This window comes from Kocuria sp. UBA1838, assembly GCF_002338785.1.
Lineage (GTDB): Bacteria > Actinomycetota > Actinomycetes > Actinomycetales > Micrococcaceae > Kocuria > Kocuria marina.
In genome coordinates this window covers 111,315-135,560 of the sequence record NZ_DDIY01000019.1, presented here as the reverse complement: position 1 = coordinate 135,560, position 24,246 = coordinate 111,315, and the positions used below count along the sequence as shown (strand labels likewise).

Annotated in this window: 20 protein-coding genes and 1 pseudogene; 5 read left to right on the top strand and 16 right to left on the bottom strand. The window is 68.6% G+C overall.

What is annotated here, in order from left to right:
* Window positions 1-449 precede the first annotated feature (449 nt).
* The 7 genes from tyrS to B3I25_RS12295 form a co-directional block, all read right to left on the bottom strand.
* Window positions 450-1,757: a tyrosine--tRNA ligase gene (gene tyrS, locus B3I25_RS12325; RefSeq protein ID WP_064845917.1), complete on the bottom strand. Its 1,308-nt coding sequence runs from the start codon at window positions 1,755-1,757 to the stop codon at window positions 450-452.
* A gap of 13 nt (window positions 1,758-1,770) precedes the next feature.
* On the bottom strand, window positions 1,771-4,086 hold the full coding sequence (locus B3I25_RS12320) for a HelD family protein (RefSeq protein ID WP_286739454.1): 2,316 nt from the start codon (window positions 4,084-4,086) through the stop codon (window positions 1,771-1,773).
* Window positions 4,087-4,155: 69 nt separating this feature from the next.
* On the bottom strand, window positions 4,156-4,683 hold the full coding sequence (locus B3I25_RS12315) for an adenine phosphoribosyltransferase (protein WP_064845919.1): 528 nt from the start codon (window positions 4,681-4,683) through the stop codon (window positions 4,156-4,158).
* A 40-nt stretch (window positions 4,684-4,723) separates the two neighbouring features.
* Window positions 4,724-5,434, bottom strand: coding sequence for a DNA-3-methyladenine glycosylase (locus tag B3I25_RS12310; protein ID WP_098055821.1), 711 nt, complete (start codon window positions 5,432-5,434; stop codon window positions 4,724-4,726).
* Window positions 5,431-6,876, bottom strand: a complete 1,446-nt coding sequence (gene argH, locus B3I25_RS12305) for an argininosuccinate lyase (protein WP_286739451.1) — start codon at window positions 6,874-6,876, stop codon at window positions 5,431-5,433. The genes B3I25_RS12310 and argH overlap by 4 nt, the downstream gene beginning before the upstream one ends.
* A gap of 140 nt (window positions 6,877-7,016) precedes the next feature.
* The gene (locus B3I25_RS12300; protein WP_064845922.1) at window positions 7,017-8,222 is read right to left on the bottom strand and encodes an argininosuccinate synthase; all 1,206 of its coding nucleotides are present in this window, start codon (window positions 8,220-8,222) and stop codon (window positions 7,017-7,019) included.
* An 86-nt stretch (window positions 8,223-8,308) separates the two neighbouring features.
* Entirely contained in the window at window positions 8,309-9,823 is a 1,515-nt protein-coding gene (locus tag B3I25_RS12295; RefSeq protein WP_098055823.1) for a long-chain-fatty-acid--CoA ligase, read from the bottom strand.
* Between the two features lie 199 nt (window positions 9,824-10,022).
* On the opposite strand from B3I25_RS12295, the gene B3I25_RS12290 reads away from it, so the two are divergent.
* Window positions 10,023-10,454, top strand: coding sequence for an ankyrin repeat domain-containing protein (locus B3I25_RS12290; RefSeq protein WP_064845924.1), 432 nt, complete (start codon window positions 10,023-10,025; stop codon window positions 10,452-10,454).
* 109 nt (window positions 10,455-10,563) lie between these two features.
* Here the strand turns inward: B3I25_RS12290 and B3I25_RS12285 are convergent, their stop codons facing one another.
* Genes B3I25_RS12285 through argC form a run of 6 tightly spaced genes read right to left on the bottom strand, consistent with a single transcriptional unit; the run spans window position 10,564 to window position 16,582 of the window.
* Window positions 10,564-11,058: an arginine repressor gene (locus tag B3I25_RS12285; RefSeq protein ID WP_206399255.1), complete on the bottom strand. Its 495-nt coding sequence runs from the start codon at window positions 11,056-11,058 to the stop codon at window positions 10,564-10,566.
* Window positions 11,055-12,026, bottom strand: a complete 972-nt coding sequence (gene argF / locus B3I25_RS12280) for an ornithine carbamoyltransferase (protein ID WP_193519661.1) — start codon at window positions 12,024-12,026, stop codon at window positions 11,055-11,057. Before argF ends, B3I25_RS12285 begins: the two co-directional genes overlap by 4 nt.
* A 36-nt stretch (window positions 12,027-12,062) precedes the next feature.
* A complete protein-coding gene (locus tag B3I25_RS12275; RefSeq protein ID WP_286739447.1) occupies window positions 12,063-13,325 on the bottom strand; it encodes an acetylornithine transaminase in 1,263 nt (420 codons plus the stop codon).
* The gene (gene argB / locus B3I25_RS12270; protein WP_098055826.1) at window positions 13,322-14,272 is read right to left on the bottom strand and encodes an acetylglutamate kinase; all 951 of its coding nucleotides are present in this window, start codon (window positions 14,270-14,272) and stop codon (window positions 13,322-13,324) included. The genes B3I25_RS12275 and argB overlap by 4 nt, the downstream gene beginning before the upstream one ends.
* A 10-nt stretch (window positions 14,273-14,282) precedes the next feature.
* On the bottom strand, window positions 14,283-15,488 hold the full coding sequence (argJ, locus tag B3I25_RS12265) for a bifunctional glutamate N-acetyltransferase/amino-acid acetyltransferase ArgJ (RefSeq protein WP_286739446.1): 1,206 nt from the start codon (window positions 15,486-15,488) through the stop codon (window positions 14,283-14,285).
* 44 nt (window positions 15,489-15,532) lie between these two features.
* Entirely contained in the window at window positions 15,533-16,582 is a 1,050-nt protein-coding gene (gene argC, locus B3I25_RS12260) for an N-acetyl-gamma-glutamyl-phosphate reductase (RefSeq protein WP_064845981.1), read from the bottom strand.
* Between the two features lie 207 nt (window positions 16,583-16,789).
* On the opposite strand from argC, the gene B3I25_RS12255 reads away from it, so the two are divergent.
* Window positions 16,790-17,752: a quinone oxidoreductase family protein gene (locus B3I25_RS12255; RefSeq protein WP_064845982.1), complete on the top strand. Its 963-nt coding sequence runs from the start codon at window positions 16,790-16,792 to the stop codon at window positions 17,750-17,752.
* On the opposite strand, the pseudogene B3I25_RS12250 reads toward B3I25_RS12255, so the two are convergent.
* The 3 genes and pseudogenes from B3I25_RS12250 to B3I25_RS12240 all read right to left on the bottom strand — a co-directional run bounded on the left by B3I25_RS12250 (window position 17,741) and on the right by B3I25_RS12240 (window position 19,758).
* Window positions 17,741-18,807: pseudogene (locus B3I25_RS12250) on the bottom strand (IS481 family transposase). The gene B3I25_RS12255 and the pseudogene B3I25_RS12250 overlap by 12 nt on opposite strands.
* 74 nt (window positions 18,808-18,881) lie before the next feature.
* Window positions 18,882-19,397: a carboxymuconolactone decarboxylase family protein gene (locus tag B3I25_RS12245; RefSeq protein ID WP_156523385.1), complete on the bottom strand. Its 516-nt coding sequence runs from the start codon at window positions 19,395-19,397 to the stop codon at window positions 18,882-18,884.
* A complete protein-coding gene (locus tag B3I25_RS12240) occupies window positions 19,294-19,758 on the bottom strand; it encodes a MerR family transcriptional regulator (protein ID WP_064845984.1) in 465 nt (154 codons plus the stop codon). Before B3I25_RS12240 ends, B3I25_RS12245 begins: the two co-directional genes overlap by 104 nt.
* A 1,360-nt stretch (window positions 19,759-21,118) precedes the next feature.
* Between B3I25_RS12240 and B3I25_RS12235 the strand changes: the two genes are divergently transcribed.
* From B3I25_RS12235 to B3I25_RS12225, 3 genes are read left to right on the top strand one after another with little or no spacing between them, the layout of a single operon-like run.
* Window positions 21,119-22,420, top strand: a complete 1,302-nt coding sequence (locus B3I25_RS12235) for an ABC transporter substrate-binding protein (RefSeq protein WP_039102269.1) — start codon at window positions 21,119-21,121, stop codon at window positions 22,418-22,420.
* Entirely contained in the window at window positions 22,417-23,304 is an 888-nt protein-coding gene (locus B3I25_RS12230) for a carbohydrate ABC transporter permease (protein WP_064845930.1), read from the top strand. Before B3I25_RS12235 ends, B3I25_RS12230 begins: the two co-directional genes overlap by 4 nt.
* Complete coding sequence (locus tag B3I25_RS12225) at window positions 23,297-24,235, top strand: carbohydrate ABC transporter permease (RefSeq protein ID WP_064845931.1); 939 nt, start codon at window positions 23,297-23,299, stop codon at window positions 24,233-24,235. Before B3I25_RS12230 ends, B3I25_RS12225 begins: the two co-directional genes overlap by 8 nt.
* Window positions 24,236-24,246 lie beyond the last annotated feature (11 nt).

Genomic DNA, 24,246 nt, shown 5'->3' with positions numbered 1-24,246 from the left:
TGACAAACAACAAACCACACCACACGGCCCCTCACCAGGGCCACAACGGTCGGTTGTCCGATCGAGCCGCTCCGGGCCGATCGACGATTTTGGGAGTTGCCTCTCGGATCGAACCTCTTCGGTCCGCCGCGAAGCGACTCATCAAGCTTAGTTCCGCGTTGCTCGGCGTGTCAACTTGACTGTTCAAGCCGATTTGCTTCGCGCTGCCGAATGCCAGGTAACCATAGCATGAACGAGGTCCGACGTGTCGGGCTGATCTTTGCCGGTCACCCCGCGGCTCCGGTTCCTTCTCGGTTCCTCGCCGCGGCGACTCGGAATACATTACACACGAGCCGGGACCGGCGCAAAACGCTGGCCCCGGCTCGCGGGTGCTCCGCCGTGCGGCGGTTCCGGGCGTCCATGCCCGGGGTATGTGATCAGGGGCCCGACGGGGACCCGGTGCCCGACGATCAGCTCCCGACCGTGACGGCTGCCAGGTTCTTCTTGCCCCGGCGCAGCAGCGCGAACCGACCGTGCAACAGGTCGTCCGCGGTCAGGGTGGCGTCCTCCCCCGAGAGCTTGCGGTTGTTGACGGAGGCACCGCCCTCCTTGAGCGTGCGCCGCGCGGCGGACTTGGATTCCGCCAGGCCCGTGGCCACGAGCAGATCCACCACGGCGTGCTCACCCGGTGCGACCTCCGCGTGGGGCAGCTCTGCCGCGACCGCCGCGAGCGTGTCTTCGTCCAGGTCCTCGAAAGAACCCTTGCCGAACACGGCGGCGGACGCCTCGATCGCCTTGCGCGTGGCCTCGGGCCCGTGCACCAGGGTGTTGACGTCCGAGGCCAGGACCTTCTGGGCCTCACGCCGGAAGGGTTCCTCCTCGGTGAGACGCTGCAGTTCCGCGATCTCCTCGCGGGTGCGGAAGGTGAAGACCTTGAGTCGATCCGCCACGTCCGCGTCCGCGGTGTTGAGCCAGAACTGGTAGAAGGCGTAAGGCGAGGTCAGTTCCGGATCCAGCCAGATGGCATTGCCCTCCGACTTCCCGAACTTGGTGCCGTCCGAGTTGGTGATCAGCGGCGTGCCGATCGCGTGCACCGTGGCACCCTCGGCCTTGCGCACCAGGTCGGTGCCGGAGGTGAGGTTGCCCCACTGGTCGGAACCGCCGGTCTGCAGGACGCAGTCGTACTGCCGGTACAGGTTGAGGAAGTCCAGTCCCTGCAGGATCTGGTAGCTGAACTCGGTGTAGGAGATCCCCTCTTCCGAGTTCAACCGCTTGGCCACGATGTCCTTCTTGATCATGGTGCCCACGCGGAAGTTCTTGCCGATGTCCCGCAGGAAATCGATCGCGGACAGCTGGGACGTCCAGTCCAGGTTGTTGACCATGCGCGCGGGATTGTCCCCCTCGAAGGACAGGAACCGCTGGACCTGTTCGCGCAGCAGGTTTACCCATTCGGCCACGGTCTCGCGCGAGTTGAGAACGCGTTCCGAGGTCTGCCGCGGATCACCGATCAGCCCGGTGGATCCGCCGACCAGACCGATCGGGTGGTGTCCCGCGAGTTGGAGTCGGCGAAGCAGCAACAACTGCACCAGGTGTCCCAGGTGCAGGGAGGACGCCGTGGGGTCGAACCCGCAGTAATACGTGATGGGACCACCGTCGAGCGTTTCCTGCAGGGCCTCCGCATCCGTGGAGACCTGGACGAGTCCGCGCCAGTTCAGCTCCTCCCACAGGGAGGAGAAGGACGGATCGTTGTGCTGCGTGCTGAGATCGGTGGTTGACACGTGGACTAAGTTATCAGGCCGCCGTGGGGTCCCCGGCGCCCGGTTCCCCGGGTTGCGGGGTGATCCCGTCGGGCAGTCCGTGGGCCGCCACGAGGTACAACCGCTGGGTGGGACGGGTCATGGCCACGTACAGATTGCCCGGGCCCCCGGCGGGGTCGTCCGCGATCTCCGTGGGTTCCACGACCACCACGGAATCGAACTCGAGGCCCTTGGCATCCCACGGGGTGAGCACCATGATCCGCCGGTCCAGGCTGCGCATGCCCGCGGCCACGAGCCCCGGGAAGGCCTCGTCCAGGGCCTTACCCACCGCGGCCAAACGTCCCCCGGGGCACACCACTCCCACGAGACCCCCGGCGAGCCGCTCCAGTTCGCGCCGCACCTGCGCCACGATCTCCGCGGCCAGCTCCGCCTCGACGGCCACCGGCACGATCACGGGCGGATCGCCGCCGCGCACCGCCGTGGGATCGGAGACCGCGATCCCCGTAGCCTGCGCGACCCGCACCGCGGCGTCGGCGATCGGTTGCGGGGTGCGGTAGTTGACCGTGAGTTCCTCGAGCGTGAATCGCTCCCCCACGAACGGCTCGAGCGCCTCGTCCCAGGTCCGGGCCGCCGCCGCGTTCCCCGCCTGAGCGATGTCACCGACCACCGTGAAGGACTTCAGGGGGCACCGGCGCATGAGCACGCGCCACTGCATGGGCGAGAGTTCCTGCGCCTCGTCCACGACTACGTGCCCGTACGCCCACGTACGGTCCGACGACGCCGCTTCGGCCGCCGTCATCCGGTGCGGCGCCTCAGCGTTGAAAGACGTGAGCTGTTCGACCGTGACGACGCCCTGGGCACCGATGTCCTCGAAACCCTCCGCCATGGCCTCGAGCGCCTTCTGCGCCGATTCCTGGGCCTTGCGCTCCTCGAGCGAACGGTCCCCGCGCACCTTGATACCGGCGGACTCGAAGTCGCCCAACAGTTCCGCGGCCTCGTCCAGCAGGGCGACGTCGGGTACGGTCAACGGCGCGTCGACGGGCCGCAGCAGGCGCGAGACCTGGGCGTCCGAGAGCCGCGGGGCGGCGGAGCGCAGGTAGTGCTCCTTGCCGAACAACTGAGCCACGAGTTGCTGGGGTGTCAAGGGCAACCACAGCAGGTTGAGCGCGATGCGTACCTCTCGGGACTGTCGCAGGTCCTCCTTGAGGTACGAGCGGTCCATCGTGGTCCCGGCCTTCTCGTTGAGCTCGTCCCCGAGGTTCTGGGCGAGCTCCTTGACGATGACCTTCACGAACGTCTCGCGGGCCTCGTTGTGCGGCTTGCCCGTGGCGCGCGCACGCTCCCGGGCCCGGCGCACAAGCGAGGGTTCGAGCCGCACGCGGTGGCCGTCCACGGTGAGCCACTGCGTGCGCTCGGGAACCTTCTGCCGGTCAGCAACGGCGCGCTTGATGACGTCCACCATGTGCAGCCCGGACTTCCAGCGGGTCACCCAGGGGTCGGTCTCGACCGTGCCGTGCACACCCGGATAGAGGTCCGCGAGGGACGACATCACCACGCCGGTCTCCCCGAGCGCCGGAAGCACGCGTTCGATGTACCACAGGAACGACGACGACGGACCCACGATCAGCACACCCGACTTGGCGAGCCGCTCCCGGTGTTCGTATAACAAGTACGCGGCACGGTGCAGGGCCACGGCGGTCTTGCCGGTACCCGGGCCACCCTGGACCACGCGCACCCCGGACAGCGGGGCACGAATGATGCGGTCTTGTTCGGCCTGGATCGTGGCGACGATGTCCGTCATGCGGCCCGTGCGCTCGGAGTTCAGGGCCGCGATGAGCGAGCCCTCGCCGTGCACAACCTCGGCGTCGGAGACGGCACCCGGATCCAGGACGTCGTCCTCGAGGGCGGTGACGTCCCGCCCGTCCATGATGAGGTGGCGTCGACGCACCAGGTCCATGGGGTTGGCGGCGGTGGCCTGGTAGAAGGCCCCGGCCTCGCGGGCCCGCCAGTCCAGTACGAGCCGGCGGTGGTCCTCCGTGGCCAGTCCGAGCCGGCCCACGTAGTGCCGCTCCCCCTCGGTGGTGTCCAGGCGACCGAAGACCAAACGTTCATCCACCGAGTTGAGTTGGGTGAGGCGGTCCTCGTAATGCGTGGCGAATGCGTCACGTTCGGAGCGCGCCTGGTGTCCCCCGCCGAAGTTCGTGGTCCGGACGCGGCGCAACTCGTCCGCATTGAGTTGCCGCAACTCGTCCAACCGGGCGTAGGCCTCGGCGACGTAGCGCCGTTCCTCCCCCAGTTGCCGGGACACCTCCACGGATGCGGATTCCTCCACGCACTTCACCTCACGCACACTGCCGACGGGTCCGGTCGCTCAACCGGCGATCGTCTATCCTACCGCTCGATCCGCGCGACTCCCCCGTCACACGCGCAACAGTGCGCGCACGCGATGCCCGCCCAGTTGGGCCCGGCCGCGCAGCGCAGTCAGCTCCATGATCACGCCGAAACCCGCGACGTTGTACCCGCCGCGCGTCAACAACGACGCCGTGGCACCCAGGGTCCCGCCCGTGGCGAGGACGTCGTCCAGGACCAGGACGCGCGAACCGCGGGGAGCGTCGTCGGTGTGGATCTCCAGGGTGCCCGTGCCGTACTCGAGGTCGTAGGCCTGGGAGATGGTCTCGCGCGGGAGCTTGCCCGCCTTGCGCACCGGGATGATCCCCACCCCGGACGCGTACGCCACGGCCGCGGCGATCATGAATCCGCGCGCCTCCACACCGGCCACGCAGTCGTACTGGCCGCGGAAGGCGTCCACGAGCGCGTCCACGGTGCGCTGGAAACCGTCCCCGTCCGCGAACAGGGGCGTGAGATCGCGGAAGAGCACCCCCGGCTCGGGATGGTCGGGGATCTTGGCGCACAACCGGTCGATCATCTGTTCCACGGATTCAGTCACCGCTCCATCGTATCCGGCGCACCGCGCGGCGGGCGGTGCGCTAGCGCGTGCGGCGGCGTTTGACGGTGGCCTTGCGGTACGGGGACACCGTGGGCTCGCCCGGCAGTGCGTAGCGCCACGGGTACGCGTCCGTCCCGCCCTCCCCGGACACGCCCGTCCGGGCCGTCACGACGACGTCGCTCGCGGGGCGTTGCGCCAGGACCAGTCCGGCCCACGTGTCGTCACCGCGCCGTTCGACCTCCTCGCGCGCCCGGGCCACGGGATCGGGGGCGATGCCGAGATCGGCGAGCGCGGCGCCGTCGTCGTCGCGGGTCAGTGCGAGGGCTTGCGCCACGTTGCCGGGCCCGCGCGCGAGCGAGGCGAAGGCCGGTCCGGAACTGCGGTTCGCGAGCCTACGCTGCGTGGCCACCTCGGAGCCCAGCACGACCTCACCCGAGCGGATCAGGACACCGCCCCCGACGCCCTCGGGCCGGCACACGAAGTTCACCGCGTGATGCAGCCCGTACGTGAAGTACACGTAGACGTGCCCGGGCGGGCCGAACATCGAGGCGTTGCGCGCCGTGCGACCCCGGTAGGTGTGGGCCCCGGGATCCGGCAGGTCCGAGTCCTGCGGGCCGCCGTAGGCCTCGACCTCGGTCAGCCGCAGCCCCACCGTGCCCCCGGGGCGCGCGCACACGAGGACGGCGCCGAGCAGCCGGGGAGCGACGTCGGGGGCCGGGGCGAGGAGAAGCTCGTGCAGTCCGGCCGTCACGAGACGACGGGCTCGCGCGCAGCAAAGGCGTCCAGCTCCGCGAGCTGCCGTTCGAGCTCGGTGAGCTGTTGGGCGACCGCGTCCGGCGCGGTGCCGCCCTGGGAGTTGCGCGAGGACAGGGAACCCTCGACCGTGAGCACCTCCCGGACCCCGGGCGTGAGGTGCGGCGAGATCGCGGCGAACTGCTCATCGGTCAGGTCCCACAGCTCGATGCCCTCGTCCTCGCACACGCGCACGGCCTCCCCGGAGACCTCGTGCGCCTCGCGGAATGGGACGCCCTGGCGCACGAGCCATTCGGCGACGTCGGTCGCGAGCGCGAAACCCTGCGGGGCGAGCTCGGCGAGGCGCTGCGTGTGGAACTCGAGGGTCGCCATCATGCCCGTGACGGCGGGCAACAGCACCTCGAGCTGGTCGATCGCGTCGAAGACGGGTTCCTTGTCCTCTTGCAGATCCCGGTTGTACGCGAGCGGCAACCCCTTGAGGGTCGCGAGCAAACCCGCGAGGTCACCGATCAACCGCCCGGCCTTACCGCGCGCGAGTTCCGCGACGTCCGGGTTCTTCTTCTGCGGCATGATCGATGAGCCGGTCGAATAGGCGTCGTCCAGGGTCACGAACGAGAACTCCTTGGTGGCCCACGTGGTCACCTCCTCGCTCATCCGGGAGACGTCCACGGCGGCCATGGCGCACACCCACGCGAACTCCGCGTAGACGTCCCGCGACGCGGTGCCGTCGATCGAGTTGAACACCGCGGAGTCGAAGCCGAGCTCGGCCGCCACGGCATTGGGGTCCAGGCCCAGCGACGATCCCGCGAGCGCGCCCGAACCGTACGGGGACACCGCCGCACGGTTGTCCCAGTCGGCGAGCCGCTGGACGTCCCGCAGTACCGCCCACGCGTGGGCGAGCAGGTGGTGGGACAGCAGCACGGGCTGGGCGTGCTGCAGGTGGGTGCGCCCGGGCATGGGGGCGTACGGGTGGCGCCGCGCCTGCTCCACGAGGGCTCGCACGAGCTCCAACAGGTTGCGCGCGATGATCAAGGCGTGGTCGCGCAGGTACATCCGACCCAGGGTCGCGATCTGGTCGTTGCGGGAGCGACCCGCGCGCAGCTTGCCGCCGAGGTTCGCCCCGGCGCGCTCGATGAGCCCGCGCTCGAGGCACCCGTGGACGTCCTCGTCCGACGGCGACGGCGCGTACGCCCCGCTGCGCACGTCCGCCTCGAGCCGGTCGAGTGCGTCCAGCATGCCGCTCAACTCGTCCTCGCTCAACAGGCCGGCCGTGTGCAGCACGCGGGCGTGGGCGCGGGACCCCGCGATGTCGTACGGCGCCAGACGCCAATCGAAATCGGTGGACTTGCTCAGCGCGGCGAGGGCGTCCGCGGGCCCGCCCGCGAATCGACCGCCCCACAGGGCGCCCTCGTTGGTTCCGTGCTGCTCGTGCTGGGCCATGATGCTCCTCGTGGACGTCGTGGGGCCGTGGATTGCCGGGCACTCACCCGGCGTGGGGAACGGCCGGGCTCCAGTCTAGGAGCCCGGCCGTTCGCGATGATGTGGTGATCACCCGCGCACCGGGGCGCGGGAGGCGGATGTCAGCCCTCGGCGAGGCCCTGCTCGCGGCGGGAGGCCACCTTGGAGGACATCCCGAACAGTTCGATGAACCCGCGGGCGTTGGACTGGTCGAAGGAGTCACCCTCGTCGTACGTGGCCAGGTTGAAGTCGTAGAGACCCGTGGACGAACGCCGCCCGGTCACGGTGGCCCTGCCCGCGTGCAACTCCATGCGGATGTCACCGTTGACGTACTTCTGGGTGTCCTCGATGAACACGTCCAAGGACTTCTTCAACGGGGAGAACCACTGGCCGTCGTAGACGAGCTCGGTCCAGCGCTGACCCACGGTCTTCTTGAAGCGGGCCTGCTCGCGCTCGATCGTGACGTTCTCGAGCTCCTTGTGCGCGGCGATCAACGCCATGGCACCCGGGGCCTCGTAGATCTCGCGGGACTTGATGCCCACGAGCCGGTCCTCAACGATGTCGATCCGCCCCACACCCTGGGCACCCGCGCGGCGGTTGAGCTCCTGGATGGCCTGCAGCGGCGTGACGGGCTTGCCGTCGAGCGCCACGGGCACGCCCTGCTCGAACGTGATCACGACCTCGTCCGCGGCGGGCGGGAACGTGGGATCGTCCGTGTAGTCGTAGACGTCCTTGGTGGGCGCGTTCCAGATGTCCTCGAGGAACCCGGTCTCCACCGCGCGGCCCCACACGTTCTGGTCGATCGAGAAGGGGTTCTTCTTGGTCGTGGCGATCGGCAGGTTGTTGTTCTCCGCGTACGTGATGGCCTTCTCACGGGTCAACGCGAGGTCACGTACCGGCGCGATGCACTTGAGTTCGGGACCCAGGGTCTGGATGCCTACCTCGAAGCGCACCTGGTCGTTGCCCTTGCCCGTGCAGCCGTGGGCCACCGTGGTGGCACCGAACTGCTTCGCGGCCTTCACGAGGTGCTTGACGATCACCGGGCGGGAGACGGCCGAGACCAGGGGGTAGGAGTCCATGTAGAGGCCGTTGGCCTTCAACGCGGGCATGCAGTACTCGCTCGCGAACTCGTCACGGGCGTCCGCGACGTACGCCTCCACGGCACCGCAGTCCAGGGCGCGCTGACGCACGGTCTCGAGGTCCTCGCCACCCTGTCCGACATCCACGGCCACGGCGATGACCTCGGCACCGGTGGCCTCACCGATCCACCCGATGGCCACGGACGTGTCCAATCCGCCCGAGTAGGCCAATACCACGCGATCACTCACGGTGCTTTCCTCCACAACTGCTCGATGACGCCGACTACGCGGGAGTGCCCCGCGGCTCATGCATGACTATACACAGCAATCAGTATTTATGCATCGAGGGTCAGTTCGCGCTTCAAAATCTTGCCCGTAGGGCCCTTGGGCAGCTCGTCCACGATCCGGTAGATCCGGGGGTACTTGTACTTGGCCACACGCTCCTGGACGAACGCGTCCAGCTCTCGCGTGAGCGCCTCGCGGCCCTTGGACTGGAGCACCCCGGACTCGAAGACCACCACGGCCCCGACCTCCTCGCCGTGCTTCTCGCTCGGGACTCCCAGCACCGCGGCCTCCACCACGCCGGGGAACTGGTAGATGGCCTCCTCGACCTCGCGCGGGTACACGTTGTAACCGCCGCGCAGGATCATGTCCTTCTTCCGGTCCACGATGAAGAACGCGCCGTCCTCGTCCTCGCGGGCCATGTCACCGGTGTGGAACCAGCCGCCGCGCATCGCGTTCTCGGTGGCCTCGGGCTTGTTCCAGTAGCCCTTCATCACGTACTGCCCGCGCACCACGAGCTCACCGACCTCGTTGGTGGGGACCTGCTGGTCGTCCCCGTCCACCACGCGCAGCTCCGCACCGCGCACGGCCGTGCCGATGGAGCCCGGCTTGCGCTCGTTGCCCGGTTGGTTGAAGCACACCACCGGCGAGGTCTCGGACAGCCCGTACCCCTCGAACACGGTGGTGTTGAAGACCTTCTCGAACTTGACCATGACCTCCACGGGCATGGGGGACCCTCCGGACACGCCGGCACGCAGGTCCACGCCCTCGACGGCCTGCGGGTCCTGGTTGGCCTGGTGCAGCAGGGCCACGTACATGGTGGGGACCCCCGCGAAGATCGTGACACCGTCGCGGCGCAGGATCTCCAGGGCCTTTCCCGGGTGGAAGCGGGGCAGCAGAGTCACGGCCGCACCGCTGCAGATCACGCCGTTGAGCGCCACCGTCTGGCCGAACACGTGGAAGAAGGGCAGCCCACCGAACATCACGTCCCCGTGGTGCAGGTTGAACACCTCGCCGGCGACCTCGGCGTTGGTGAGCAGGTTGTGGTGGGTCAGCTCCGCCCCCTTGGGGCGGCCGGTGGTCCCGGACGTGTAGAGCAGCACGGCCGTGTCCGAGTCCTGACGCTCCACGACGTCACGGTCGGGATCCACACCCTGGAGGCGCTCCACCGTTCCGCGGGCGCTGATGGGCAGCACGTTGAGGCCCTCGATCTCCTCGGCCGCCTTCTGGCTGGCCTGCGCCATGTCCTCCCACGCGAGCACGAAGGAGCACCCGGAGTCCTGGAAGTGGTAGGTGAGCTCTCGGGGCGTGAGCAGGGGGTTGAGGGGGACTACGATGCCGCCGGCGCGCAGGATCGCGTAGTACAGCACGGCCATGTGGGGCACGTTGGGCAGCACGAGGGCCACGCGGTCCCCCGGTCGGATGCCGTTGGCCTTGAGCAGCGCCGCGCCGCGGGCGGAGAGATCGTCCAGCTGCCCGTAGGTCATGTGCAGCTCGTCGAGAATGATCGCGGGATCGGACGTGTACTGGGCGGCCGAGGTGGTGAGCAGGGTGGCCAGGTTGGTCATGGGTCCTCCAGAAGACGGTGTGAGTTCTAACACGTGATACTGCCCGTATCGGATATTCGAGTCAAACGTCGACCCCGCCTGGATTCCGCGTGCGACACTAGACAGCGCCGCACGCGACGAGCCCCGGCCGCCGCTCTCCGCAATCCCGTCAATTCGTTCCCGGGCCACGGGCCGTGGCCCCCGCACAGGAGGATCCCCCGTGACCGACCAGCACAGAAACGCGCAGAGCCCCCAATTCACCGAGGCGGAGCTGGCCTACGTCTCATCCCTGTTCGACGCCGCCCGCAACGGCGACACCCAGCTGCTGAGCTCTGCGCTCGACGCCGGGGTGCCGGTCAACCTCACGAACAGCAAGGGGGACACCCTGCTGAACCTGGCGGCGTACCTGGAGCGCGAGGAGACGGTGGCCATGCTGCTCGCCCGCGGCGCGGACACCGAGCGCGTGAGCGACATGGGCTTCACTGCCCTGGTCTGTGCGGTGTTCCGCGGCAACGAGCCCATTGCCCGCGCGCTGCTCGAGGCGGGGGCGGGCCAGGCCACGGGTCACCAGCACGCACAGGACGTGGCCCGCGTCTTCGGCCAGGAGCACCTGCTGCCGCTGCTGGAGAGCTACGAGACGCGCGAGGCCTGAACCGGGCGGACGGCACCTGCTCTTCCAGGGGCTGGGGGCCCACCGCCGGGAGGTGGCACGGGCGCGGACGGCGCGCGGGCGGCGGCGTCCGCGTGCCTGGTGGGCGCGCTCAGCGGGCGAGGTCCAGGAACTTCCGCGCGAGCTGCTCCCCGCCCTGGGGATCCCGGCTGACCACCATGATGGTGTCGTCCCCGGCAATGGTGCCGAGCACCTCGGGGAGCAGCGAGTGGTCGATCGCCGAGGCGAAGTACTGCGCGGCCCCGGGCGGGGTGCGCAGGATCACGAGGTTGGCGCTGCCCTCGGCCGTCACGAGCAGCTCGCGGCACAGTGCGGCGAGCTTGGCGTCGGTGCTCTCGCGGCTGACGCCGCTGGTCGGGGACCGGTCCACCCCCGCCTGGGGAACCGCGTAGACCATGCCCCCGCTCGCGGAGCGCACGCGCACCGCCTCGAGTTCCACAAGGTCCCGGGACAGGGTCGCCTGGGTCACCTGGATGCCGTCCGCCGCGAGCAGTTCGGCCAGTTCGGCCTGCGAGTGGACGTCTCCTCCGGTCACAAGTTCGAGGATCCGGGCCTGGCGCGCCGTCTTGGTCGTGGGGATGCTCACCGTGCCTCCTCCCGGCGCAGGGCGGCGGGCAGGTCCGCGGCCAGTCCCGAGGAATCCAGCAGGAACGTGAGCAGGGCCTTCTGCGCGTGCACCCGGTTCTCGGCCTCGTCCCACACCCGGGACGCGGGGCCGTCGATCACGTCCGCGGCGACCTCGAAGCCGCGGTAGGCGGGCAGGCAGTGCAGGAACACGGCGTCGTCGGCCGCGTGCGCCATGGCCTCGGAGGTCACGGAGTACGGCGTGAAGATCTGCGCGCGCTCGGTTTTCTCGCTCTCCTGGCCCATGGACACCCACGTGTCGGTGACGACGGCGTCCGCGTCCTTCAGCGCCTCTCTCGCGTCCGTGGTCACGAGCACCGAGCCGCCGGTGAGCTCGGCGCGTTCGCGGGCCGCGGCGACGACGTCCTCGCGCGGCAGGTAGCCTTCCGGTCCGGCCACGCGCACGTGCATGCCGGCCGTGGCGCAGCCGAGCAGGTAGGAGTTCGCCATGTTGTTGGCGGCGTCCCCCAGGTAAACCAGGGTGCGCCCGGCCACGTCCCCGAACTCCTCGCGCAGCGTCAGCAGGTCCGCGAGGATCTGGCACGGGTGGTAGTCGTCGGACAGGGCGTTGATCACCGGGACGTCGCTGAACTCGGCCATCTCCTCGAGCCCGGACTGCGCGTACGTGCGCCACACGATCGCCGCGAGCATCCGGGAGAGCACGCGGGCGCTGTCCGCGACGGTTTCCTTGTGACCCAGCTGGGACTCCCCCGGGTTGATGATCAGCGGGTTGCCGCCCAGGTCGCTCACCCCGGCCGCGAACGAGACGCGGGTGCGGGTGGAGGTCTTGTCGAAGATGATCCCCACGGTCTGTGGACCCGCGAGCGGGCGGCGGGAGAACCGGTCCGCCTTGAGCGCGGCAGCAAGGTCCAGGACCCCGGACTGTTCCTCGGGGGTGAGATCGGTGTCGACCAGGAAGTGACGGGGCACGGGGGATTCTCCTTCGGGTGTGATGCTGTCCGGGGCTCAGCGGGCGCGGACGGTCTCGAGCACATGCGGCAGGGCCTCGACGAACGTGTCCGCCTGCTCCGCGGTGATGATGAGAGGCGGCGCCAGACGCAGCGTGGTGGGTCCGGTGGCGTTGAGGATGAATCCCGCCTCGCGCGCGGCGGCGACGACGCGCTGGGCCATGGGGTCCCCGGAGGTCCCGGCGTTCTCCGCGTCCTCGGTGTTCTCCGTGACGAGGTCCACGCCGACCAACAGACCGTACTGGCGGACCTCCCCCACCCCGGGGACCTCCCGCAGCCGCTGCGCGAGGTGGGCTCCCACGTCCCGGGCGTTGACGAGCAGGTTCTCGTTCTCGAGGGTCGTGACAGTTGCGAGTCCCGCGGCCATCGCCAGGGGGTTGCCCCCGAACGTGGTGCCGTGCTGACCCGCTCCCAATAGGGCCGAGACCTCCGGTCCCGCCGTGAGCATGGCCCCCACGGGGAACCCGCCACCGAGCCCCTTGGCGAACGTCACAGCATCCGGGAACTCACCCCGGGGCAGCTGGGCGGTGGCGGCGAGCCACGCGCCGGTGCGGCCCATCCCGGACTGCACCTCGTCCACGATCAGCAGTGCACCGCGCTCCCGCGTGAGCCTGCGGGCCAGTGCCAGGAACCCCTCGGGTAGCCCGTGCACGCCGGCCTCGCCCTGGACGGGTTCCACGATCACCGCACTCACGGTGTCGTCGAGTTCGCGCTCGAGGGCCTCCGCCGTGGCCGGGATGTGGGTGACCCCGGCGGGCAGCGGTTCGAACGGTTCGCGGTAGGCCGCCTTGGCCGTAAGTGACAGGGATCCCATGGTCCGGCCGTGGAACGAGTTCTCGAGTGCGAGCACACGCGTCCGGGGCCGACCCTGCGCGTCCGGGTGCGCGCGGCCGTGGCGGCGCGCGAGCTTGAACGCGGCCTCGTTCGCCTCCGAGCCCGAGTTCGCAAAGAACACGTGGGAGCCCTCGGGCGCCCCAGTGACCTTGAGCAGTTTCTCGGCCAGGTGGATACTGCCCGGGGACGTGAACAGGTTGGAGATGTGCGCAAGGGTTCCCGCTTGCTCCGAGACCGCCCGCACCCACGCGGGGTGCGCGTGGCCCAGGGCGTTCACCGCGATCCCCGCGAGCAGGTCGAGGTACCGCTTGCCGTTGGCATCGGTGACGTGCACGCCCTCGCCCGACACGAGCACGAGTGATGGATCCCCGAACACTCCCAGAAGGTGTTCCTTGTACTCCCCCAGCAGTTCGTCCTGGTTGCTCATGAGTGCTCAACTCCGTCCGGTGTGACCTCTGTGCCGATACCCGTGTCCGTGAAGATCTCCAACAGGGACGAGTGCTCCGTGCGCCCGTCCACGATGCTCGCGCGCGGCACACCGCCGTCCACCGCTCGCAGAGCCGCCCGCATCTTGGGGATCATCCCCGATTCGAGCTCCGGCAGCATCTCACGCAGTTCCGCCGCGGATAGGGACGAGATCAGCGACGAGCGATCCGGCCAGTCCGCGTAGAGCCCCTCGACGTCCGTGAGGGCCACGAACTTCTCCGCGCCCAGGGCCACGGCCACCTCGGCGGCCGCCGTGTCCGCATTGACGTTGAGGACTTGCCCCGTGAGCGCACCCCGCCCCGCGGCATCGTCGTTCGAATCCGCGAGCTCCGGGGCGATCGAGGCGATGACCGGGATCTTACCGATGTCCAGCAGCTGCTCGACCGCGACCGTGTTGACGCGCGTGACGGTACCCACGAGACCGAGGTCCAGGGGCGCGCCGTCGGACCCGGTGCGCACGCGGCGCGCCTGCAGCAGCCCCGCGTCCTCGCCGGACATGCCCACCGCGTACGGGCCGTGGGCGTTGATCAGGCCCACGAGTTCCCGCCCCACCTGCCCGGTGAGGACCATGCGGATGACCGACATGGCCTCGGGCGTGGTCACGCGCAGACCGTCCTTGAACTCGGACGGGATGTTCAGGGACTCGAGCATCGCGCTGATCTGCGGGCCGCCGCCGTGGACCACGACCGGGCGGATGCCCACGTGGCGCAGGAAAACCATGTCCTCCGCGAAGGCGCGCCGCAGGTCGTCGTTGATCATGGCGTTGCCGCCGTACTTGAAGACCATGGTGGATCCCGCGTAGCGCTGGATCCACGGCAGGGCCTCCATGAGGGTCTCCGCCTTCGAGCGGGCCGTCTCGTACCTGGTGTTATCGCTGAGTCGTGACATGGTGGGCGCGCTAGCTGGAGTAGGCGCTGTTCTCCTCGACATAGTCATGGGTGAGGTCGTTGGTCCACACGGTCGCGCTCGCGTCCCCGGCCTTGAGGTCAATGAGGACGTCCACAGCGCGCAACGCCGCGAGGTCCACGCCCTCGCGCGGATCACCGATCGCGCCGTTGCGGCACACCGTCACGCCGTTGATGGTGACGTCGATCCGGTCGGGGTCGAACTGGGCGTCCGTGGTGCCCACCGCCGAGAGCACACGCCCCCAGTTGGGGTCGTTACCGAACACCGCTGTCTTGAACAGGTTGGAGCGGGCCACCGTGCGGGAGACGTCCTCCGCCTCGGTCTCCGTGGCCGCGCCCACCGTGGTGATCGCGATGTCGTGGGAGGCACCCTCCGCGTCCGTGATCAGCTGCTGCGCGAGGCTGTGGCACACCGCGGTCAGTGCGTGCGTGAACTCCCCCTGGTCCGGGCGCTGCGCCGAGGCGCCGGATGACATCAGGACCACGGTGTCGTTGGTGGACATGCACCCGTCCGAGTCCGCGCGGTTGAACGTGACACGGCACGCCTCCTTCAGGGCGAGCGAGAGCTCCTCCGCGCTCAGGACGGCGTCGGTCGTGAGGACCACGAGCATGGTGGCAAGCCCCGGTGCGAGCATGCCCGCCCCCTTGGCCATGCCGCCCACGCTCCACCCTGAGCCGCTCACGCAGGCCTGCTTGGGGACGGTGTCCGTGGTCATGATGGCCTCCGCGGCCTCCGCCGCGGCACGCTGCCCGGGTGCGAGCGCGGCCACGACGGCCGGGACCCCGCCGCGCACGACGTCCATCGGCAGCTGTTCCCCGATCAGCCCGGTGGAGCACACCAGAACGTCCCCTGCACCGATGCCCAGCTGCTCACCCACCAGCTCGGCGGTCTCGTGGGTGTTCTGGAAACCCTGCGGGCCGGTGCACGCGTTCGCCCCGCCCGAGTTGAGCACCACCGCGCGGGCACGGCCCTGCCGGATCACCTCGCGGGACCAGTGGACGGGGGCGGCGGCCACGCGATTGCTGGTGAATTGGGCGGCCGCGGCGTCGTCGGGCCCGGTGTTGACCACCAAGGCGAGGTCACGGCCACCCGACTTCTTGAAGCCGGCCACCACGCCAGCGGCGCTGAAACCGGCCGCGGCGCACACGCCGGAGTCGGTGCTCACGGGGACGTCGGGAATGGGGTTGTGCGAGGACATCGCAGCTCCTGGTTCGGACGGGCGGTCGAGCGGGGACCCGGGATTCACGGTGCCACGCCCTGCGCGGCGAGGCCCGAGGTCTCGGGGAGGCCGAGGGCCAGGTTGAGGGACTGCACGGCGGCCCCCGCCGTCCCCTTGGTCAGGTTGTCGATGGCCGCGCTCACCACGAGCCGCCCGGCGTGCGGGTCCACGGCTAGCTGCAGCGCCACGTGGTTCGAGGCCTGCACCGACTTGGTGGTGGGCCACTGCCCCTCGGGCAACAGGTGGACGAACGGCTCGCCGTCGTACGCGGCGCGGTAGGCTTCCCGCACAGCTTCCTCGGTCGTGCCCGGGCGCAGCGCGGCGGTGGCCGTGGTGAGGATGCCGCGGGGCATGGGGGCCAGGGTGGGGGTGAATGAGATCCGCACGCCCTCGCCTGCCGCCCATCCCAGCCCCTGTTCGATCTCCGGGGTGTGCCGATGCCCGCCGCCGACGCCGTACGGGGACATCCCCCCCATCGTCTCGGCACCGAGCAGGTGAGGTTTCAGGGCCTTGCCCGCGCCCGAGGTCCCGGACGCGGACACGATCACGATGTCCTGGGGAGACACCAGTCCCGCCGCCAGCGCGGGTGCCAGCGCGAGCAGCGATCCCGTGGGGTAGCAGCCAGGGACGGCGATCCGGGTGGCGCCGGGCAGGTTCTCTCGCTGCTTGCGGCCGTTCGGGTCCACGAGCAGCTCGGGCAGCCCGTAGGGCCACGTGCCGGCGTGGTCTGAGCCGTAGAACGCTCCCCACGCTTCGGCGGACTCGAGCCGGTGGTCCGCCCCGGCGTCGATCACGACCGTGCCTGCGGGCAGCTGCTCGGCCAGCGCCGCGGACTGACCGTGGGGCAGGGCCAGGAATACGACGTCGTGGCCCGTGAGGTTCTGCGCGGTGGACTCGACGACGTCTCTGTCCGCGAGCGCGTGCAGGTGCGGCTGGAGCGCCCCGAGCTTCTGCCCGGCGGAGGAGTGGGCCGCCACGGTGGCGATCTCGATGTCCGGGTGCCCGCACAGCAGACGGAGCACTTCTCCCCCTGCGTAGCCGGTGGCGCCTGAGACTGCAGCGGTGTAGGTCATGGGCTCCACCATACCGTATTCCTATGCACTCCATTCAATATTTATGCATAACGCGTTCCAAATCTCTGCGCGGGTGACCGCCCGCCCCGACGTGCACTGCCTTGTGCCGGGAGGTGCCGTAGCGCGAGACTGACGGGGACGCCGTCGTGCCCCTCTGCGAGCACGGCACCCCGCTGCGAGGAGGAACTGACAGTGAGCGAGACCACGATGCAGGCGATCGTCGCGCACGAGCCCGGTGGCCCGGAGGTGCTGCGCCCGGCCGAGGTGCCCGTCCCCGAGCCCGGCCCCCGGGAGGTCCTCGTGCGGACCGAGGCCACCGGTGTGAACTTCATCGAGACCTACCAGCGCTCCGGCGTGTACCCCGTGGACTTCCCGTTCACGGCAGGCTCAGAGGGCACCGGCGAGGTCGTGGCTGTGGGCTCAGAGGTCACCACCGTGCGGACCGGTCAGCGCGTGGCAACCTCCGAGGCCACCCGCACGTACGCGCAGTTCTTCACGGTGGAGGAGGACAAGGCGCTACCCGTGCCGGACGGCATGGACCCTCAGACCGCCGGTGCGCTGCCCCTGCAGGGACTCACGGCGCACTACCTGGTGCGGTCCACGTTCCCTGTGCAGCCCGGGCAGACCGCCGTGGTCACGGCGGCCTCCGGCGGTGTGGGCGGGCTGGCCATCCAGCTGCTCAAGCGCATCGGCGCCACCGTGATCGCGCTGACCTCCACTCCGGATAAGGCCGCGACGGCCAAGCGCCTCGGCGCGGACCACGTGCTCGGCTACGAGGGCTTCGCCGAGCGTGTGCGCGAGCTCACGGACGGCCTGGGCGCGGACGTGGTCTATGACTCTGTGGGCCGTACGACCTTCGACGAATCCCTCGCGGCCACCCGCGTGCGCGGGACCACCGTACTCTTCGGGGGCTCCTCCGGCCAGGTGCCCCCGCTGGACCTGCAGCGGCTCAACAGCTCCGGGGCGCTCTACGTGACCCGCCCGTCCCTGGCTTACTACACGCGGGACCGGGACGAGCGCACGTGGCGCTGGGGCGAGCTCATGGAGGCCGTGACCTCCGGGGGCCTCGAGGTCCGGGTGGGCGCCACGTACCCGCTCGACGACGCCGCCACCGCGCACCACGACCTCGAATCCCGCGGCACGCAGGGGAAGCTCCTGCTACTGCCGTGAGATGACACCGCCCCGTGGGTCCGGGAACCCACGGGGCTGTGCACCACCGGCTTGTGCCGGAGCGGAGATCCAGGTGTACTGACCGAGGACGTTGATCAAATGCGAGAACGGCGGCTGGTTCCCGCAGGCCGTGTGCGGACGGTGCTGGTTGTACTGGTGGCGCCAGTCGGACAGTGCGTCGCGGCGTTCTCGCTCGCTGGTGTAGCAACGGGCGTAGGCCACCCGTCGGCCATGGTGCGGTGGAAGCGCTCCACCTTGCCGTTGGTCTGTGGTCGGCACGGCCGCGTCCGCTTCGGGGTGATCGACAAGGCCTCCCAGGTGTCACGCCACAGGTGCGATCGGTAGGCGCCTCCGTTGTCCGACAGCACCCGTTCGATGGTGACGCCGTGTTTGCCGAACCAATGGACGGCTCGGTGCACGACGACGACGGCAGTGACGGCGGTCTCGTCATCGTGGACCTCGGTGTACGCGACGCGGGAGTGGTCGTCGATGACGGTGTGGACGAACACGTAACCGAGCTTCGGGTTGCGCCACTTGGTCTTCGGCTTCCCAGGGGTCGCCGCACGATTGCGTTTTTCTTGGCGTCGGCCGACGTAGCGCCATCCACCGCCGTCGGGGATGTTCCCGAGCTTCTTCACGTCCACGTGCGGCAAGGAGCCGGGCTGGGGGTGCTCGTAGCGCCTGATCGACTCACCAGTGGCGCGGTCGATGTAGGCCGACCGGTTGAGGCGTGCGGTGGTGAGGATGCGGTGCACGCTGGACGCGGCGACGCCGAGGCGGGCTGCGAGCTGAACTGGCCCTTCCCGCATTCGGATTCGCAGGCTGACGCATCGCTTCTTGACAGGCTTCGGCGTCTTGTTCGGCGACGTCCTCGGGCGCGACGACCGGTCGTGCATGGACTCCCCGGCCCGGTAGCGGTCGGCCCACCGCTTCACCGTTGGCCACGACACCTGGAAGCGGGCGGCGACCTCACTGATCGGCCGCCCGTCGACGACGACGAGCCGGGCCACCTTGAGCCGGTGTCGGGGTGTGAGAGCTGCGTTGGCGTGTGACATGGAAGTCCTTGTGCGTGCTCGACAGGAGGGCCGCCAGATGAGCCGACGGCCCTCCTGCCCGTTCTGATTCGTCGTCAGGCGTTGGCCCGTCGCGAAGCGAATACCTCCCTGGCGACGAACGTCGCGTTGAGTGCGCGAGGGAAGCCGGCGTAGACCGAGCTGTGGAGCAGGGCTTCGACGATCTCCTCTTCTGTGAGGCCGACGTTCAGTGCGGCGCCCATGTGGACCCGCAGTTGCGGCTCGCAGCCACCCAGCGCGGTCAAGGCCCCGATAGTGACGAGCTGACGGCTGCGCGGGTCGAGCCCGGGCCGGTCGTAAATGTCACCGAAGGCGAAAGCCGCGACGTGGTGCCCCAGGGCGGGGCTGATGTCAGCGAGGGAATCGATAACGGCTTCGCCCTGGTGGCCGTCGATGCGCGAGAGGACGTCTTGGCCGTGCTGGCGGCGAGCAAGGTTCTCATCGGAGTTGATGTCGTGCTGGGGGTCGTCATGGCTGGGGGCCTTCCTGGTAGGCGGCGAGCTTGTACTCGGTCGCGGCGAGGGCGAGTTGGAGTTGGGTGATCTGGGAACGCAGGGTGTCGCGGTGCTCAAGGAGGAGGTCGAGTCGGTCTGGAATTGTGTCTGCGCCGGCGTTGACGAGGTCGATGTATCGACGCAGGTCGGCGATGGACATGCCTGATGCGCGCATCCGGGTCAGGAAAACGAGGCGCCGTACGGTCGGGGCGTCGAACCGGCGATGCCCCGCGTGGTCCCTAGGGATGACCACCAGGCCGATGCGCTCGTAGTAGCGCAGGGTGTGAGGGCTGACGCCTAAGTGCTCGGCGGCCGCAGCAATGCCCCAGTCCTCTTCGGAATCGGCTCGGGTGAGTTCTCTAAGCGCGTCGACGTTCACGCCACCGGGCGGATCAACGGCGAGTCGCAGGGCATCTGCCAGGGCCCGGTCATTCGTCATGACCTGCACGCTAGGGGTTCGAGCACGCTCAAAGACAAGCCGCGACGTCGATCAACGTGTCCGGTCAGTACACTTTGTTAATGGTCCATCTTCTAAATGGTTGGGCGGCTGGCTTTTTCAGGATCTCGGTGCTGGTTCTGGTCCACACGCACGGGTGGCAGCGATCGTTCCAGCCGGTGACGAAGGCCCGGATCCGCTTGTTCAGCTCGGGCACCGAAACGACGTCGGCCCGATGCAGGGCCTGGCGTTCGATGAGCCCGAACCACGCCTCATGTCGACGACGGACGAATACTGGGCAAATGCGATGTTGGCACATCAACCAAGTTCGACCACGAGGCCGAGTTCGGCGTGAAGCGCATCTGGAACCGAGGGTTCTCCGCCAGCCAGGCTCTTACCTCGGGGGCCTTGTGCGCGGCGTAGTTGTCCATCACCAGGTGCAGATTCCCTGGGGGTAGGCTCGGACAACCTGCTTGAGGAAGGCCAGGAACTCCTGGCGCTGGTGCCCAGGCTTGCACGCCGCGGTGACGTGGCTGGTGGCGATCTCCAGGGCCGCAAACAGGGTGGAGGTCCCGTGCCGGTTGTAGCCGTGGATGCGCGTCGCCGGCCGGGCTGCATCGGCGAACCTGGTGCCGTGCGCTCAAGGGCCTGGATGTGTTGGTTTTCGTCCAGGGATAGCACCACCGCGTTCTCGGGTGGGGCCAGGTAGAAACCGACCACGTCGACGACCTTGGCCACCAGCTCGGGATCGGTGGAGAACTTGAAGATGCCCGCCCGCCACGGGGCCACCCCATACTCTTGCCGGATATTGGCCACGGTGTTGTGGTCGATACCCAACCGCCCCGCGAGCATGTGCGAGGGCCAGGGGCGACGCTGAACTTCTTCGGCGGCACTCTGAGCGTGGCGGTGACATTCGCGCGGTGGTCGATCCGCCGGGGCCGGCCCGACCGGTCGTGGTCGGCCAGCCCGGCGATATCGGCCTACCCGTAGCAGGCCCGCCAGGCAATCACCGTATTGCCGGTGGCCCCACCCTTTCGGCGATCTCGGTGTTGGAGACACCCTGGACGGTCAGCAGCACGATGTGCGCCCGCTGGGCCAGACCCCCCGCACAAAGGTGGGGTGCACCAACCGGGTCAGCTTTTCGCCGCCGCCATCCCCCATTGGCAGCGGGGCCGCAGGATGGTTTGCCATATCTCAGAATCCCACCCCCCAAGCGCTCAGGCAATTCGAAGATGGGCCGCCAACAAGCGAAGACTGTCAGAGTCTGGTGGATCGTTGATGGTTTATGTTAGTTTGATCCGCAACACCATGTTCGAAAATGTTCGGTCTGGATCGATTCACTTTACAGGGCAAGGAGACTCGCATGGAGCTCTCAAGACGCACCGTTCTTAGGGGAGGTCTCGGTGTGGGCGCCAGCCTGGCGCTCGGCGCCTGCGGCCGCACCTCACCCGACGCTGCGGCCGGCGAGCCTGTACGCCTGACCTACTGGTCTTGGCTGAAGGGTCTCGACAAGGTCACCGATATCTGGAACGCCAAGAATCCTCACGTCCAGGTGGAGACCGTGTGGATCAAGAGCGGCAACCAGGGCGGCTACCAAAAGCTGTTTTCCGCGCTTGCCTCCGGCGGCGGTCCCGACCTCGCACATGTCGAGCTCCGGCAGGCATCGGCCTTCATGATGGTGGACGGCCTAGTCGATATGACCCAGTACGGCGCCGACGCCGTGACCGATCGATTCGAGGCTTCAGTTCTCAACCAAGTGACGTTCAACGGCGGCGTGTACGGGCTGCCGCAGGACTCCGGGCCCACCGCGTTTTTCTACCGGACCGACGTCATGGAGGCAATCGGCGCCGAGCCGCCCGCGACGTGGGAAGACTGGGCGGCCGTGGCCCGCGAGTACCGCGCCGCCGACCGATACCTAGAGTGCTTCCCCATCGCGGACGGTGGCTACTTCTGTGCCTACGCCATGCAGGCCGGTGCCAACTGGTTCCAAATCGATGGCGACTCGTGGGTCATCGACATGACAGACGACGCGACGCTTGAAGTCGCCGCTTTCTTCGACCGGGCCATTGACGAGAACCTCGTCAACGTCTCGATCAGCCCGTTCTCCCCCGGCTGGTTCGCCGCAGCCGGGACCGGACAGCTCGGGGCCATCACCTCCGCGTCCTGGGCCGACGAGCTCATCAAGGGCGTCGGCGGCACGGAGGGATTGTGGCGAGTAGCCCCGATGCCCCGCTGGACCGGCGGTTTCGGCTCCGCGCAGCTGGGCGGCTCGACGGTTGCGACGATGTCGAGCTCCCGGCATCCGCAGGAGGCGACCGACTTCGCCATGTGGATGACCACTGACCCGGAGGCGATCGACGCCCAGATCCTCCACTGCGGCATCGGCTGGTCGCCCGTCTCTGACTACATCGGCACCCCGAGGCTTCAGCAGTCGGAGTTCTTCGGTGGACAGAACTACAACACCGAGGTCTTCGTGCCGGCGGCCCAGCAGCAGAACCCGAACTGGAGCTGGGCCCCCACGGCCCAGCAGGTCTTCAACGTCCTGTCCGACGGGTTCCGGTCAAAGCTCACCGACGGCGTGCCGCTGGTCGACTCCTGCCGCGCCGCGCAGGACGCGGCCGTGCGGATGCTCAAGAACAAAGGTCTGAATGTGAGGACGGCATGAACACACAACGTCGGGCACCGTGGATCCTCATCGGCCCCTTCCTGCTCCTCTTCCTCCTGACGTTCGTCGCACCCATCGCCTACGCGGTGGTCCAGAGCTTCACGAGGGTGGATCGCGCAGGGCTCTTCGGCGAGCAGGGCACGAGCACCGTCTTCGCCGGTCTGTCCAACTACGTCCAGGCTTTCGCGGGCACCGAATTCCTCGCATCGATCGGTCGGATGCTCCTCTTCGGTGTCGTACAGGTGACGATGATGATCCTCGCGGCGACCGTGCTGGCCTTGCTGCTGGAGTCCACCTCGGCGCGGTGGCCCCAGTTCTTCCGGGCGGCGTACTTCATGCCCTACGGCGTGCCCGGGGTGATCGCGTCAGTACTCTGGTCCTTCCTCTACGTTCCGGGTCTCAGCCCGTTCATTGACGTCGCCGCCCTCGTCGGCATCGAACTCGACTTCCTCGGGCCGAACGTCGTCCTGTGGTCCATCGCGAACATCGTCACCTGGGCCTACACGGGTTATAACATGCTCATCATCATCGCCCAGCTCAAGGCCATCCCCGATGAGATCTATGAGGCCGCGCGCGTCGACGGCGCGGGCCCGTGGCGCATCGCCCGGGCGATCCAGGTTCCCCTCATTCGACCGGCGCTGATGCTGACCACCATCTTCTCCATCATCGGCACCCTCCAGCTCTTCGCCGAACCGCAGATCCTACAGACCGTTTCTCCGGCGGTCGGCAGCGAGTACACCCCCAACCTCGCCGCCTACAACTCGGCCTTCAACTACAACGACTACAACGTCGCCGCCGCCCAGGCCGTGACGATCGCGGTCGCAGCGTTCGTGCTGTCCTATGCCTTCCTGTACTTCAGCAACCGTAGGAGCAATGATGACTGACCTCTCGGCCACTACCACTGGCACACCGGTCACCGGCCGCGACCGGGCCAACGTCTCCGGCGCCCCTCGCGCCAGGCGCCGCGGGGCAGGCCGCGGCGCCGCCTCGACCATCGTCGTCACCGGCCTTCTCACGGTCGTCGCCCTCTATTTCCTCGTGCCCGTCTACTGGGTCGTGGTCGCGGCGACGAAGAGCACCGAGGATCTCTTCGCCACGCACGGATTCCTGCTCGCGCCGACCTTCAACCTGTGGGGAAACCTCACCCAGGTTCTCACCTACGACGGTGGGATCTTCGTGCGGTGGTTCACCAATAGCCTGCTCTATGCAGGAGTCGGCGGACTCATCGCCACCTACTTCGCAGCCGCCGGCGGCTACGCCCTGGCGAAGTACCGCTTCCGCGGACGCGAGGCGATCTTCGGACTCATCCTCGGTGGGGTCCTCGTGCCCGGCACCGCGACGGCCTTGCCGCTGTTCCTGCTCTTCAGCGAGCTCGGCCTCGCCAACACGTACTGGAGCGTCCTGCTGCCCTCCCTCGTCTCGCCGTTCGGCATCTTCCTGTGCCGGATCTTCGCCCAATCCACCGTTCCGGACTCGCTCATGGAGGCGGCCCGCCTCGACGGGGCAGGAGAGATGCGCATCTTCCACACCATCGGCCTGCGGACCATGGTCCCGGCCATGGTCACGGTGTTCCTCTTCCAGCTCGTCGGCATCTGGAACAACTACTTCCTGCCCCTGGTGATGCTCTCCGACGACGAGCTTTACCCGATCACCCTCGGCCTGAGCAACTGGAACAGCCAGACTCAGCGACTCCCGGAGTTCTACGAGCTCACCACCGGCGGGGTGCTGCTCTCGATCATCCCGCTGCTCGTCGCGATGATCGTCCTCCAGCGCTTCTGGCGCGGCGGCATGACGGCCGGCGCCGTCAAGGAGTAGTGAATCCGTCC

Excerpts from the sequence above, each read along its gene's own strand:
- B3I25_RS12295 (WP_098055823.1), bottom strand. The coding sequence starts at position 9,823 with ATGACCAACCTGGCCACCCTGCTCACCACCTCGGCCGCCCAGTACACG.
- argJ (WP_286739446.1), bottom strand. The coding sequence starts at position 15,488 with ATGTCCTCGCACAACCCCATTCCCGACGTCCCCGTGAGCACCGACTCC.
- argB (WP_098055826.1), bottom strand. The coding sequence starts at position 14,272 with ATGTCACGACTCAGCGATAACACCAGGTACGAGACGGCCCGCTCGAAG.
- argH (WP_286739451.1), bottom strand. The coding sequence starts at position 6,876 with ATGGCCCAGCACGAGCAGCACGGAACCAACGAGGGCGCCCTGTGGGGC.
- argC (WP_064845981.1), bottom strand. The coding sequence starts at position 16,582 with ATGACCTACACCGCTGCAGTCTCAGGCGCCACCGGCTACGCAGGGGGA.
- B3I25_RS12225 (WP_064845931.1), top strand. The coding sequence starts at position 23,297 with ATGACTGACCTCTCGGCCACTACCACTGGCACACCGGTCACCGGCCGC.
- B3I25_RS12255 (WP_064845982.1), top strand. The coding sequence starts at position 16,790 with ATGCAGGCGATCGTCGCGCACGAGCCCGGTGGCCCGGAGGTGCTGCGC.
- B3I25_RS12230 (WP_064845930.1), top strand. The coding sequence starts at position 22,417 with ATGAACACACAACGTCGGGCACCGTGGATCCTCATCGGCCCCTTCCTG.
- B3I25_RS12235 (WP_039102269.1), top strand. The coding sequence starts at position 21,119 with ATGGAGCTCTCAAGACGCACCGTTCTTAGGGGAGGTCTCGGTGTGGGC.
- B3I25_RS12240 (WP_064845984.1), bottom strand. The coding sequence starts at position 19,758 with ATGACGAATGACCGGGCCCTGGCAGATGCCCTGCGACTCGCCGTTGAT.
- B3I25_RS12275 (WP_286739447.1), bottom strand. The coding sequence starts at position 13,325 with ATGAGCAACCAGGACGAACTGCTGGGGGAGTACAAGGAACACCTTCTG.